This is a genomic window from Methylobacterium oryzisoli (genome assembly GCF_046557895.1).
Lineage (GTDB): Bacteria > Pseudomonadota > Alphaproteobacteria > Rhizobiales > Beijerinckiaceae > Methylobacterium > Methylobacterium oryzisoli.
On the sequence record NZ_JBKIBX010000016.1, the window covers coordinates 57,892 to 71,622 of the forward strand.

Sequence of the window (13,731 nt, forward strand, 5' to 3'; positions counted from 1 at the left end):
CGACCACATGGCCTGGACCCGCGACCAGATGGCGGCGCGCGCCGCGCGCGAATTGCAGGACGGCTTCTACGTCAACCTCGGCATCGGCATTCCGACGCTGGTGTCGAACTTCATCCCCGACGGCATGTCGGTGCAGCTCCAGTCGGAGAACGGCATGCTCGGCATGGGGCCGTTCCCGTACGAGGGCGAGGAGGATCCCGACCTCATCAACGCCGGCAAGCAGACCATCACGGAACTGCCGACCACGAGCTACTTCTCGTCGGCGGATTCGTTCGGGATGATCCGCGGCGGGCACATCGACCTGTCGATCCTCGGCGCCATGCAGGTGGCCCAGAACGGCGACCTCGCCAACTGGATGATCCCCGGCAAGATGGTGAAGGGGATGGGCGGCGCCATGGACCTCGTGGCGGGCGTCAAGAAGGTCGTGGTGGTGATGGAGCACGTGGCCAAGGCCAAGGACGGCACCGAGAGCCCCAAGCTCCTCAAGGCCTGCGACCTGCCGCTCACCGGCACCCAGGTGGTCGACATGGTGATCACCGATCTGGGCGTGTTCACCATCGACAAGAAGGGCGACGGCGGCATGAGCCTGATCGAGCTCGCCGACGGCGTCACCGAGGAGGAGGTCCGCGCCAAGACCGAGGCCCCGTACCGGGTGGCGCTCAGGAACACCTGACCGTCGCCGCGACGATCCCCTCTCCGACCCCGCCGGAGAGGGGACCCCGAGGGCTTCCCGGGAAGCCGGTCCGGGTTGCAGCCCGCCCGCTACCGGGACCTCCACCCCGCTGCTAGACGCGATCCTCCCGCGTGCCCGCATCCGGCGTCGAAGACCGGCACGGGCCGCCCTTCGAGGATGCGCCACCCGTGAACGCCCACAGCTTGCCGGCCGAACGTCCGGGAACGCCGGCCGAGCAGCCGGGAACGCCGGCCGACGGCCTGGATTCTCCCGCCGCGTGGCGGCGCCTCGTCGTCGCCGTGCTGCTCACCACCATCGGCGGCGTCGGCATGTGGTCGGTGGTGGTGGTGCTGCCCGCCGTGCAGGCGGAGTTCGGCCTCGACCGCGCGGCGGCCTCGCTGCCCTACACCCTGACGATGGTCGGCTTCGCCCTGGGCGGCGTGGTGCTGGGGCGCCTCGCGGACCGGTTCGGTATCGTGGCGCCGCTCGTCGTCGGGGCCTTTTGCCTCGCGGCCGGCTACGGGGCGACCGCGCTCGCCGGGGGCCTGTGGAGCTTCACCCTGGCGCACGGGCTGCTGATCGGCGCGCTGGGGAGCGCCGCGGCCTTCGGGCCGCTCATGGCCGACATCTCGCTGTGGTTCGAGCGCCGCCGCGGCATCGCGGTGTCGCTGTGCGCCTCGGGCAACTACGTCGCCGGCACGATCTGGCCGCCTTTGGTCCAGTACGCCATCGAGGCCTACGGCTGGCGCGCCACGCAGGCCGGGCTCGGTCTCTTCTGCCTCGTCACCATGCTGCCGCTGGCGCTGCTGATGCGCCGCCGGCCGCCGCGGGCGGGCAGCACCGCGGCGGCGGCGGGGCCGCGCGGCGTCACCGCGGTCGGTCTGTCGCCCGGGGCGCTGCAGGGGCTGCTCGCCCTCTCGGGGCTGGCCTGCTGCGTCGCCATGGCGATGCCCCAGGTGCACATCGTCGCCTATTGCGGCGACCTCGGCTACGGCGTCGCCCGCGGGGCCGAGATGCTGTCCCTGATGCTCGGCTTCGGCATCATCAGCCGCGTCGCCTCGGGCTTCCTCGCCGACCGCATCGGCGGCGTCGCGACGCTGCTGCTCGGCGCCGTGCTGCAGGGCGTGGCGCTCGCCCTCTACCTCGTCTTCGACGGGCTCACCTCGCTCTACGTGATCTCGGCCCTGTTCGGCCTGTTCCAGGGCGGCATCGTGCCGGCCTACGCGATCATCGTGCGCGAATTGTTTCCGCCCGGCGAGGCGGGGGCGCGGGTCGGCATCGTCATCATGTCGACCCTGTTCGGCATGGCGCTGGGCGGCTGGCTCTCGGGCGTGATCTTCGACGCCACCGGCACCTACGCGGCGGCCTTCGCGCACGGGCTGCTGTGGAACCTGTGCACCGTCTCGATCGCGCTCTGGCTGCTGCAGCGGCAGATGGCGCGGGGGCGGCTCGCCACGGCATGACGGAGACGCTTCGCCGAGGGATCGGGCGGCGACCATCGTTGCCGGCCGCGGCGGATGCGCATCGGGGGTGCAGCGCCTCAGCGTGATGCGAGCGACGTTCCGGTGACGTGCGATGCGTCCTTCTCCCGTGCGGGAATAGAGCCCGGGATCCGCCCAGACGGCGCCTTCGATCCCTCTCCTGCCGTAAGGAACAACGAAGCCCGTGCCGCGGCGACGAGGACCGGAGCCTGCGCCATCGAGCAGAAGGGGTGTCGCGTGAGCATCTCGTCGCGGCACCCCTCCCGGAGCACTGCGTCGGGGCCGGATGTCGTTGAGATGGCCCGGAAAACTGCCTTCCAGCTTTCCACAATAATTTGCATCACCTAGCGTTAAGCAACGCTAGAAGCACTTTATCAACAATACGAATGACTATCAGAGAAGCCTCTCACCCACGTGGGAGAAAATTAATAGCCAATCACTCATCGTGGCGCTGCCATCCCTCATCCGATTTCTTGAGGCACGCCAATGATCTCGCGCCGATCCGTTCTCGCCACGCTGGCCGCCTCTACGGCAGCATTCTCCCTCCCCAGCGTCGCCCGCGCGGCGACCCGCAAGTTGCGGCTCGGGCACAACAACTCCACGGCCTCGATCACCCACGCCCACGCCGCCGCCTTCGCGACGGCGGCGGCGAGCCTCTCGGACGGGCGGCTCGCCATCGAGATCTATCCGAGTTCGCAGCTCGGCAACGAGCAGCAGATGCTCAAGGCCGTCGCCGACGGCTCCCTCGACCTCACGCTCGCGCCCGCCGGCGTCACCAGTGACTACAGCAACGAGACGATCCTGCTCGAACTGCCGTTCCTGTTCCCGAATGCCGCCGCCGCCCGCGCCGCACTCGCCGGATCGCTCGGGCAGCACTGCTCCGACCTCCTGAAGCCGAAGGGCATCGTCAACCTGGCCTGGGGCGAGATCGGCCTGCGCAACTTCACCGCCAACAAGCCCATCCGCACCGTCGCCGACATCCAGCGCCTCAAGCTGCGGGTGCCGTTGTCCCCGCCGATCCTGAAGACCTTCCAGGCCCTCGGCGCCGCCGCCGAGACCCTGCCCTGGCCGCAATTGCGGGAAGCCCTGCGCACCGGGCGCTTCGAGGCGCAGGAGAACCCGATCGGGCAGATCATCGCCGGCGAGATGTACACCGTGCAGTCGCACGTTTCGCTCACCGGGCACGTCTACACCTCCTCGCTGCTCGCGCTCTCGGGCGACGTGGCGGAGGAACTGAGCCCCGCCGACCTCGACGTGCTGCGCAAGGCCGCCGCCATCGGCACGAAGGCGTCCCAGGACTATTCGGACACCACCGACCTCAAGGGTCTGGCGAAGTTGCGCGAGAGCGGGATGACGGTGGTCGAGGATGTCGACCGGGCCGGCTTCCAGGCCGCGGTGGCCTCCGTCCAGGGGACGCTTTCCGGGATCTTCGGCGGCGACGCCATGCGCCAGATCCGCAGCCTCGTCGGCTGACGCACCGGTTCCGCGCGGCCCCGGCCCGCACGGCCGGGGCGTCCTGCACCTGTCTCGCGAGATCGCCTGCTCGGCGACGGAGATGATGATGGTCCGATTCCGGTCCCTGCGCTCGCGCATCATGGCGGGCTTCCTCGCGGTTCTCGGCCTCGCCCTCGGGGGCTTCGCCGCCACGCTCCTCATCGCGAACGGCTTCCGGACCGCGCAGGCCGACCTCACCGAGGCGGTCGCGCGCAGCCACCGGGCCGAGGCCGCCGACGCGCTGACCCGCGACGGGCAACTCGCCCTCAACACCTACCTGCGCACCGGCCTCGCCAAGGACAGGGACGGTATGGTCGAGAGCCTGCGCCGCCTCGCGGACGAGATCCGCGGTGCAGGCTCCGCGGAGACGGCCGACGCGCTGACCAAGCACGCCACCGCGGCCGTCGAGGCGATCTCCCGGACCTTCGACCTCGGCAATGCCCTCGAACAATCCGTGGCGATGCTGGCCAACCCGGCGAACGCGATCGGCGAGAGCGCCTCGCGGGCGACGGATCCGGGCCTGATCGCGACCGCGCTGCAGGTCCAGGGCTCGATCGGGCAGGTCATTGGGTTCACGGCGCGCGGCGTCGGCACCGGCAGCGCGCGGCCGCTCGCGGGCTTCGCCGACGAGGCGCGCCGCCTGCGCGAGGCGGGTGCTGCCATCGAGGCCAACCCGGCCGCCACCAACCGCCTGCGCAAGCTCTCCGGCGCGCTCGCCGAGAGCCTCAAGGCGACGTCCGATGCCGTGAGCCAGTACCAGGCGGCGCTCGACGCCCGCGCGGGCGCCATCAAGGCCCTCGATGCCATGATGGGGCAGATCTCGCAGGCCGCCAGGCAGGCGGCGAAGACCGCCGACGCGCATTTCGTGACCGCACTCGCCAGCACCGAGGCGGCCTCGACCCGCCTGCTCTACGCGCTGCTCGCCAGCGCGGCCGGCACGACGCTCGTCGGCCTCGTTCTGGCCTGGCTGCTCGGCGGCTCGATCGTGCGGCCGATCCTCGGCCTCAAGGACACGATCGACGACCTCGCGCGCGGCAACCTCGCGGTGGAGGTCCACGGAACCGAGGGACGCGACGAACTCGGGCTGATCGCCCGCGCGGTGGCGGTGCTCAAGGAGGGTGCGATCGAGCGGGTGCGCCTGGAGGAGGCACAGCGGGCCGAGCAGTCGGTCCGCCAGCGCCGGGCCGACCTCGTGGACCAGCTCGTGCGCGACTTCGAACACAGGATGTCCCGTTCGCTCTCCGTCGTCACGGCGGCCGCGGAGGAACTCGACGTCACGGCCCGCGCCATGACCGGCGTCGCGGCGGGCACCAACCAGCAGGCGGTCGCGTCGAGCGCGGCGGCCGAGCAGACCTCCGCCAACGTCCAGACGGTGGCGGCGGCGGCCGAGGAGATGGTCGTGTCCCTGCGGGAGATCGAGCGCCAGGTGATCCGGTCGAACGAGGTGGCGGGTGCCGCGGCCCGCGAGGCGGAGGCCACCGATGCGGCGATGGCGAGCCTCACCCAGGCCGCCGCGAAGATCGACGATGCGGTGACGCTGATCAACGCGATCGCGGCGCAGACCAACCTTCTGGCGCTGAACGCCACCATCGAGGCGGCGCGCGCCGGCGAGGCGGGACGGGGCTTCGCGGTCGTCGCCGCCGAGGTCAAGAACCTCGCCGGTCAGACCGCCAAGGCCACGGACGAGATCGGCGGCCACATCGCGGCGATCCAGACGGCCTCCGCCAAGGCCTGCGGGGCGATCGCGCAGATCGGACGGACGATCGTCGCCGTCAACGAGATCACCGGCACCATTGCCGCCACGGTCACGGAGCAGACCGCGGCCACCAACGAGATCGCCCGCAACGCCTCGGAGGCCGCGCGCGGCACGCAGGACGTCTCGGCCAACATCGCCTACGTGCTCTCCTCCTCGCGCGACACCGGCAACGCGGCCGAGCAGGTCCTGGCGGCAGCCGGCGAGCTGTCCGCGCAGTCCTTCACGGTCAAGCAGGACGTCGACGGCTTCCTCGATGCGATCCGCGCCGCATGACCCCTCACGCCTTCGGGGTGGACATCCGCAGCAGCACCGCGACGGGCGCGAGACCCACCGCCACGATCAGCAGGGCCGCCACCGCCCCGTCCTCGTAGGTGCCCCGCGCCGCCTCGCCGTAGAGGTGGGTCGCCAGCGTCTCGACGTTGAGCGGGCGCAACAGGAGCGTGGCGGGGAGTTCCTTGACGCAGTCGACGAAGACCAGGAGGGCGCCGCCCAGCACCGCCGGCCACGTCAGCGGCAGGTGGATCTGCGCCAGGGTCGCGGCCGCGCCGCGGCCGAGCACCCGCCCGGCATCGCCGAGCGAGCGCGGCACCCGGGCGAGCCCCGCCTCGCTGCTGCCCACCGTGACGGCGAGGAAGCGCACCACGTAGGCGTAGACCAGGGCGACGCCGGTGCCGAGGCCGACGAGGCCGAGCCCGGCGCCGGTGAGCGCGCGGCTCACCCCGTCGAGAGCGGCGTCGAACCCGGCCAGCGGCGGCATCAGGCCGATCGCCAGGATCGCTCCCGGCATGGCGTAGCCGAGGGTGGCGCAGCGCACGAGCGCGATCCGCCACGTGCCGGGTCCGGCAAAAAGCCGCGGCCCCGCCGCCACGACGAGGCCGAGCGCGGTGGCGAGCAGCGTGGCGATCCCCGAATACAGGAGGGTGTGGAACGCCTCCCTGAGGATGGTCGGCGAGACCCCGGCGAAGCGCACCCGCTGCAGCGCCTCGACGGCGAGGTAGGCGGCGGGCGCCAGGAACCCGACCGCCACCGGCAGGATGCCGAGCCCGAGCGCCAGCAGGGCAGGGGCTCCGGTCAGCGGCTCGCGGCTCATGCGCCGCGGGCGCTGGGCCGCGCCCGCATAGCCCCGGCGCCGCCGCGCCGCCCGCTCGACCGCCATCAGGGCGAGCACGAAGACCAGCATGACGAGCGCGATGGCGGCCGCGCCGGGCAGGTCCGAGCGGTTGACCCAGGTGGCGTAGATCGAGACCGTGAGGGTGCGCACGCCGAGGAATTCGGCCGCCCCGATGTCGTTGAGCGCCTCCAGCAGCGCGAGGCTCGCACCGAGCGCGATGGCCGGCCGCGCGAGCGGCAGGGCCACCCGGCGGAAGACCGCGGCCGGCGCGAGGCCGAGGCTGCGGCCCGCCTCGACGAGGTTGGCCGACTGCATCAGGAACAGCGCGCGCGTCGGCAGGTAGACGTAGGGGTAGAGCACGAAGCCGAGCAGCAGGATGCAGCCCGGAAGCGAGCGCACGTCCGGCAGCAGCAGGTCGCGCGGATGCGCGACGCCGAAGAGCGCCCGGATCGCGCTCTGGACCGGCCCCACCGGGTGGAGCAGGTCGAGATAGGCGTAGGCCACGATGTAGGTCGGCACCGCCAGCGGCAGCAGCAGCGCCCAGTCGAGCAGGCGCCGGCCCGGGAACTCGTAGGCCGCCACCAGCCACGCGGCGCCCGTGCCGATGGCCACCACCAGCACGCCGACGCCCGCGAGCAGCAGCCCCGTGTCGAGGATGGCCTGGGGCAGGACGTAGGCGAGGAGGTGCGGCCACAGCCCGCTCGATCCCTGCAGCGCCTCGAGCCCGAGGGCGGCCAGCGGCGCGAGCACGAGGAGCGCCACCGCGCCGGCCGCGAGCGCCCAGGGCAACGGCCCGCGCCAGAGCCCCGGCGTCCGAGACAGGAGCGGCAGGGCCGGCGCCGCGTAGGAGAGAGGCCGGGGCGGGGCGTGGTCGGTGAGCATGCCGCGTGAGACGAGGGGACGGGGCGGGGGCGCCGGCCTACTTGTCGAAGCCGACGCGGTCGACGAGCAGGCTCGCGGCCTTGCGGTTGCGGGCGATCTCGACGAGCGAGAGGTCGTCCACCTTGAGGGTGCCGAGCTGCGCGAGCAGCGGATCGACCGGGACCCCGGCCTTCACCGGGTACTCGTAATCCGCCTTGGCGTAGAGCGCCTGCGCGTCGTCCGAGACGAGGTACTCGAGCAGCTTGACCGCGTTGTCGCGGTTGGGGGCGTTCTTGGCCACCACGGCGCCCGAGATGTTGACGTGCGTGCCCCCGCCCTTGAAGGTCGGCAGCACCACCTTGATCCCGTCGCCCCACTTCTTCTGGTCGGGGCCGCCGCGCCCGCTGCGCATCAGGCCGACGTAGTAGGAGTTGGCGATGCCGATCTCGCAGAGATCCGCCACGATGTCGCGCGCGACGTCGCGGTCGCCGCCCCCGGGCTTGCGGGCGAGGTTCGCCTTGATGCCGCGCAGCCACGCCTCGGTCTTCTCCTCGCCGTTCTTGGCCAGGAAGGCCGCGATGAGCGCGGTGTTGTAGGGGTGCTGGCCGGCGCGGATGCAGACCTGGCCCTTGTACTTCGGATCGGCCAGATCCTCGTAGGTGAAGCCCTCCAGCCCCTTGGTCTCGGGATCGGCGTAGAGCACCCGGGCGCGGGTCGAGAGCGAGAACCAGCGGCCGTCCTTGTCGCGCAACGCGGCCGGGACCGCCGCCTCCAGGACGGGCGAGCGCACCGGCTGGGCCAGGTCCTTGTCGACGAGTTCGATCAGATTGCCGATGTCGACCGTCATCATCACGTCGGCGGCGGAGCGGGCGCCCTCGGCGGCCACGCGCTCGGCGAGCCCCTTGTCGACGAAGACGGTGTTGACGGCGACGCCGGTCTTGGCCGTGAAGGCATCGAGGAGCGGGCGGATCAGGCCGGGCTCGCGGGTGGTGTAGAGGTTCACCTCCCCGGCCTGCTGCGCGAGGGCCGGGCCGGCAAGGGCGGCCCCGATGAGCGACGCGAGGCCGAGGAGCGGCCGGAAACGGACTGTGCGGGACAAGGTTCGCATCTCCGAGGATGACACACCCGTAGAGATACAGATCCGAGGCGAAATCAAGCGGTATAGATTGGAGTTGTTTTAATGTGCGGAGTGCCGCGCCGCGAGGTGCGGTTCAGTTTGTAATTCTTCCAGAGAATTGCCGTCGTCTTCCTCCGGCAGCACCAGCACCGCCTGCTCCAGCAGCGTCAGGCCGACGGCGTCGCCCGGACCGTAGGGCTCGGTGCCGGCGATCCGCGCCCGCAGGGGCTCATCGAGGCCCGGCACCCGCAGGAGCAGCAGGGTGGCCGAGCCCACGAACACGCGCCGCATCACCTGCGCAGAGCGGCCCCGGCCCGAACCGAGGGCAGGGGGGCCGACGCCCACCGCCTCGGGCCGCAGGCAGACTCGGACGGCCGCACCCTCGGCGAAGCCGGCGGCCGAAACCGGGCCGAGCGGCGTCTCGGCCCGCCCTCGGGCGACCCGGGCCGGGATCTCCACCGCATCCGCCAGGAAGCGGGCCGCGAACAGGCTCGCGGGCTGGCGGTAGAGCGCCTCGCCGGTCCCGACCTGCACGAGGCGGCCCCGGCGCATGAGGGCGATGCGGTTGGCCACCGCGAGCGCCTCCTCGGGATCGTGGGTGACGAGGAGCGCGGTGGTGCCGGTGCGACGCAGCAGCGCCACCGTGTCCTCGCGCACGCGGTCGCGCATGCGCCGGTCGAGGTTGGAGAAGGGCTCGTCGAGCAGGAGGAGGCGCGGCCCCGGCGCCAGCGCCCGCACCAGCGCCACCCGCTGCTGCTCGCCCCCCGAGAGGGTCTGCGGGTAGCTGTCGGCGCGCGCGCTCAGGCCGACCTGATCGAGGAGGGACCCGGCCGCCTCGCGCGCGGCGGGGGGCCGGCCGGCGAGGCCGAAGCGGATGTTCTCGGCCACCGTGAGGTGGGGGAAGAGGGCGTAGTCCTGGAACATCAGGCCGACCCCGCGGGCCTCGGGCGGCACCGCAACCCCGGGGCCCGCCACGAGGTGCCCGTCGAGGAGGACGCGCCCTCGTGTCGGCCGTTCGAGCCCCGCGACGATGCGCAGGAGGGTGCTCTTGCCGCAGCCGGAATCGCCGAGCAGCGCCATCACCTCGCCGGGCCGCACCTCCAGCGACACGCCGTCGAGGGCCGTCACCCGGCCGAACCGGCAGGCCACCTCCTCCACCGCCAGGGCCGGGTCGGTGGGCCGCACCCGCGAAGCCTGCTCCGTCATCGCTCACTCCAGCGGCCGTGACGCGGCCGCGCTCCGTTCTGGCACAGACCGGCATTCCGCGCCGCCCACATGCTCAAGGGCGCGTTAAGCGGATTCGTCGAAAGCTCCGCATCGCCGCGGCGGGCTGTAAGCGCCGGCCGGGTCCCGAGCAACGTCAAGGGTGTCGCGTATGCGTAGCGTGTCGAGCGAGACGAGCAACGTCGTGCCGTTCCGGCGGCCCAGGGTCCCGCAGGGCTCGTCCGGCGCCGGTGCGGCCCACCCGGAGGATCTCGCCGCCCCGAGCCCGGCGCTGGCCCGCTCCCGCCGCGACCAGCGCAGCCTGATGGACCTCGTCTACGAGACCGGCCACCTGCCCGTGGCGGCGGGCGACCGCGAGACCAAGCTCGTCGCCGCGCGCCTGCAGGTCTACGGCTTCCTCGTCATCGAGGAGGTGGGGGCGGACGGCCGCCTGCGCCGCCTGCGCTCCTCGGAGGCGGTGCGCGCCTCCTGCGAGCGGGCCTGGCGCCTCTCGCGCTCCACCTACGGCGTGAGCCTCGCGGTCTCGATCCCGCGCGCCGACGAGTTCCTGTTCGAGCCGGCCTCCTCGGCCTGACGCCCGCACGCCGCGGCGATGCGGCGGAGATTTCCCATCGTGCGTCCGGACCGGGCGCCCGCTCGCGACCGCGCGCTCCCTATCGGATCGGCGCGCCCGAGCCCTGCCCGTGCCAACCCTCAGAGCACGATCGCCTCGGTCACCTCGTGCGGATCGAGCGGGACATGGAAGGCCGCCCCGACACCGCCGGCGAAGCAGCGCATGACCCGTGCCGGCCGGCTGCCGAGGATGATCGTGGCCCCGACCCGAAGCGGCACACCGAGCAGGAGGCCGGCGCCCGAGGCCGAGACGTTGAGGAGCCGCCCCACGATGAGGTGGCCGTCCTCCAGCGTGACCGGAACCTCCGTCCGCAGCGGGGCCACCCTGGGATGCACCCGCACCGCCTCGAGGCCGGGCCGCTGCTGCTCGGCGAGGAAGAGAAGCTTCTTCGCCACGGTCCGCGGAGCCAGCCGGCGGTTCAGAACACGGACCGCGAAGTCCTGATCCTCGGTGCGCGTGACCTTCGTTTCGATCGTGCCGATGTGGCGGATGCTGCAGATGAGATCCTCGTCGACGAACGGCACGATCGCGGAGCGCAGGCGAATGCCCTCCGTCGAGAGATCGATCGTGACGGCGTAGAAATCCGGACGCGACCGGCTCCAGCACAGGGCCGGAAGGATCACTTGGTGCCGCTGCGTTGCGCGCCGTTCGCTCATCGGAGACCTGTTCCACCGTAGGATTCTATGCAGCGCCAGATCCTGCGGCCCTCCTTAACGGAAGGCGCGAATTGCACGCATCGTGGTCCTCCTCCCGACTTGTGGTCGGGCGCCCATCGGTGCGGCGTGCCGTGAGGGGCCGGCTCGCCCGCGCGGACGATCCCGGCCGGCCGCGCCGCCGGCAAAATTGACAATCCGGACCGGATCACCGACAGGAGCGCGCGTCGCGGCGGCCGGGCAGGGTGGCGCCGCGGGGCCGCCGGTTCGGAGCAACGCATGACGAGCCTTGCCGCCGGGGAGCGCCCCGGCCGCGCCGCCCCTGCGGGCGCCTTCGCCGACCGGCTGCTGTCGCTCGGCGCGCGCAGCCACGCCGCCGCCTGCGGCCTCCTGCTGCTGCTCTGCCTGATCGGATTCCTGCCGGGCTTCGTCTCGCTGCAGCCGATGGACCGGGACGAGCCGCGCTTCGCGCAGGCCTCCAAGCAGATGCTGGAGACGGGCGACCTCGTCGACATCCGCTTCCAGGGGGAGGCCCGGCACAAGAAGCCGGTGGGGATCTACTGGGCGCAGAGCGCCGTGGTGGGTGCCGCCGAGCGGCTGGGCGTGCCGCAGGCCCGCACCACCATCGCGCTCTACCGCCTCCCCTCGCTCGCCGGCGCCGTCGCGACCGTGCTCCTGAGCTACTGGGCGGCGCTCGCCTTCCTGCCGCGCCGCGGTGCCGTGCTGGCCGCCGCCCTGGTCGGCGCCTGCGTCATGCTCTCGGCCGAGGCGCGTCTCGCCAAGACCGACGCGCTCCTCACCGCCACCGCCGTTGCCGCGATGGGCGCGCTCGCCCGGGCGTGGCTCGGCGACCGGACCGCCCGGCTGCCGCTCTCCACCGTGCTGGTCTTCTGGTTCGCCGTGGCGCTCGGCATCCTGATCAAGGGGCCGATGGTGCCGCTGTTCGCCGGCCTCGCCGCGCTGGCGCTCGCGCTCGCGGCCCGGTCGGGCGCGTGGCTGGTCCGCCTGCGCCCGGGCTTGGGCCTCGTGATCGTGCTGGCGCTCGCCGGCCCCTGGTTCGCCGCCATCACCTGGAAGGCGGGCTCGGCCTTCTACGGCGAGGCCGTGGGCCACGACATGCTGGGCAAGGTCGGCACCGCCCAGACGCAGCACTGGGCGCCGCCCGGCACCTACTTCCTCGTGACCTTCGCCACCTTCTGGCCGGCCGCCGCCTTCGCGGCGATGGCGGCTCCCTTCGCCTGGAGCCATCGCCGGGAGGAGGCGGTCGCCTTCCTGATCGCCTGGGTGGTGCCGTGCTGGCTCGTCTTCGAGGCGGTGCCCACGAAGCTGCCGCACTACGTGCTGCCCTTGTGCCCGGCGCTGGCGATCCTCGCCGTGCTGGCGGTCGGGCGCGGGGCGGTGCACCGCGACAGGCCGGGCGCGCGCCTCGTCGCGCTCCTGCTGCCGCTGGTGCCGCTCGGGCTGACGATCGGGCTCGGCGTCGCCGCGTGGCGCCTCGACGGCGCGCTGCCGCTCGCGGGCCTGTCGCTGCTCGTGGCCGCGACCCTGGTGGCGGCCGTGGGCTGGCGCCTGTTCGCGGACGGGTTTTCGGAGCAGGCGCTCGCGGTCGCGGTGCTGGCGGGGGCGCTGCTCGGGCCGGCGGTGTTCGGGCTCACCCAGCCGGCGCTCGCCTCGCTCAAGGTCTCGCCGCGGCTCGCGGCCCTGCGGGGTGCCATGCCCTGCGCGCCCTCCGCCGTCGCCACCCTCGGCTACCGGGAGCCGAGCCTCGTCTTCCTCACCGGGACGGACCTCGCGATGCTCGATTCCGGTGCCGAGGCGGCCGCGTTCCTGGCGGCGGGCGGCTGCCGCCTCGCCTACGTGGAGGACCGTTTCGCCGGGCCCTTCGCGGAGGCCGCCGCCGCAAGCGGCCTGCAGCCGCGGAGTCTCGGGCGGGTGACGGGCTTCAACATCAATGGCGGCAAGCCGGTCGGCCTCACCGCCTACGCGGTGGCACCGTGAGCGGAGCGGACGGGCAGGAGGAGCTGCGGCTCAGCGTCGTGGTGCCGGTGCGCAACGAGGCGGGCAACATCGGGCCGCTCGTGGCCGAGATCGCGGCGGCCTGCGCCGCCCTCGCGCCCTTCGAGATCCTCTACGTGGACGACGGCTCCACGGACGCCACTCCGGCGGCGCTCGCGGCCGCGCGCCGCGATCATCCGAACCTGCGCGTCCTGCGCCACCGCGCGAGCTGCGGCCAGAGCGCGGCGGTGCGCTCCGGCGTGCGCGCCGCCCGTGCGCCCCTCGTCGCCACCCTGGACGGCGACGGGCAGAACGACCCGGCCTTCATCCCCCGCCTCGTCGCGGCCCTCGACGCGGCCGGTCCGGGCGCGGGCCTCGCGCAGGGCCAGCGGGTCGGGCGCAAGGACGGGCGGCTGAAGACCCTGCAGTCGCGCATCGCCAACGGGGTGCGCCGCCGCGTCCTGCGCGACGCGACGCGCGACACGGGCTGCGGCCTGAAGGTGTTTCGCCGCGCGGCCTATCTCGGCCTGCCGTACTTCGACGCCCTGCACCGCTTCATGCCGGCGCTCGTGGCCCGCGAGGGCTTCGCGGTGGTCCATGTCGACGTGGTCGACCGGCCGCGCCTGAGCGGGCACTCGAATTACGGCCTGTTCGACCGGCTCTGGGTCGGGCTCCTCGATCTGGGGGGCGTCTGGTGGCTGATCCGCCGCCGCAGGCGGATCCCCGAACTCGTGCCGGCCGACGGAGGCTAGA

Annotated in this window: 11 protein-coding genes; 7 read left to right on the plus strand and 4 right to left on the minus strand. The window is 72.9% G+C overall.

All coding sequences use genetic code 11. From position 1 onward, the window contains the following. Window positions 1-7: 7 nt before the first annotated feature. The 4 genes from ACKUB9_RS17085 (at window position 8) to ACKUB9_RS17100 (ending at window position 5,677) form a co-directional block, all read left to right on the plus strand. Window positions 8-673: a 3-oxoacid CoA-transferase subunit B gene (locus ACKUB9_RS17085; RefSeq protein ID WP_407524554.1), complete on the plus strand. Its 666-nt coding sequence runs from the start codon at window positions 8-10 to the stop codon at window positions 671-673. Between the two features lie 203 nt (window positions 674-876). After that, entirely contained in the window at window positions 877-2,136 is a 1,260-nt protein-coding gene (locus tag ACKUB9_RS17090; protein ID WP_407524653.1) for an MFS transporter, read from the plus strand. Between the two features lie 504 nt (window positions 2,137-2,640). After that, window positions 2,641-3,627, plus strand: a complete 987-nt coding sequence (locus ACKUB9_RS17095; protein ID WP_407524552.1) for a TRAP transporter substrate-binding protein — start codon at window positions 2,641-2,643, stop codon at window positions 3,625-3,627. Window positions 3,628-3,709: 82 nt separating this feature from the next. Further along, a complete protein-coding gene (locus ACKUB9_RS17100; RefSeq protein WP_410825845.1) occupies window positions 3,710-5,677 on the plus strand; it encodes a methyl-accepting chemotaxis protein in 1,968 nt (655 codons plus the stop codon). Window positions 5,678-5,681: 4 nt separating this feature from the next. Here the strand turns inward: ACKUB9_RS17100 and ACKUB9_RS17105 are convergent, their stop codons facing one another. The 3 genes from ACKUB9_RS17105 to ACKUB9_RS17115 form a co-directional block, all read right to left on the minus strand. After that, a complete protein-coding gene (locus ACKUB9_RS17105; protein ID WP_407524548.1) occupies window positions 5,682-7,397 on the minus strand; it encodes an ABC transporter permease in 1,716 nt (571 codons plus the stop codon). Between the two features lie 37 nt (window positions 7,398-7,434). Then, the gene (locus ACKUB9_RS17110; RefSeq protein ID WP_407524546.1) at window positions 7,435-8,475 is read right to left on the minus strand and encodes a Fe(3+) ABC transporter substrate-binding protein; all 1,041 of its coding nucleotides are present in this window, start codon (window positions 8,473-8,475) and stop codon (window positions 7,435-7,437) included. A gap of 78 nt (window positions 8,476-8,553) precedes the next feature. Next, entirely contained in the window at window positions 8,554-9,699 is a 1,146-nt protein-coding gene (locus tag ACKUB9_RS17115; RefSeq protein WP_407524544.1) for an ABC transporter ATP-binding protein, read from the minus strand. Window positions 9,700-9,868: 169 nt separating this feature from the next. Between ACKUB9_RS17115 and ACKUB9_RS17120 the strand changes: the two genes are divergently transcribed. Further along, the gene (locus tag ACKUB9_RS17120; protein ID WP_407524542.1) at window positions 9,869-10,291 is read left to right on the plus strand and encodes a hypothetical protein; all 423 of its coding nucleotides are present in this window, start codon (window positions 9,869-9,871) and stop codon (window positions 10,289-10,291) included. Between the two features lie 119 nt (window positions 10,292-10,410). Here the strand turns inward: ACKUB9_RS17120 and ACKUB9_RS17125 are convergent, their stop codons facing one another. Next, window positions 10,411-10,986, minus strand: a complete 576-nt coding sequence (locus tag ACKUB9_RS17125) for a PilZ domain-containing protein (protein ID WP_407524540.1) — start codon at window positions 10,984-10,986, stop codon at window positions 10,411-10,413. Between the two features lie 276 nt (window positions 10,987-11,262). On the opposite strand from ACKUB9_RS17125, the gene ACKUB9_RS17130 reads away from it, so the two are divergent. Further along, the gene (locus ACKUB9_RS17130) at window positions 11,263-12,981 is read left to right on the plus strand and encodes an ArnT family glycosyltransferase (RefSeq protein WP_407524538.1); all 1,719 of its coding nucleotides are present in this window, start codon (window positions 11,263-11,265) and stop codon (window positions 12,979-12,981) included. Then, window positions 12,978-13,730, plus strand: coding sequence for a glycosyltransferase family 2 protein (locus ACKUB9_RS17135; protein ID WP_407524536.1), 753 nt, complete (start codon window positions 12,978-12,980; stop codon window positions 13,728-13,730). The genes ACKUB9_RS17130 and ACKUB9_RS17135 overlap by 4 nt, the downstream gene beginning before the upstream one ends. Window position 13,731 lies beyond the last annotated feature (1 nt).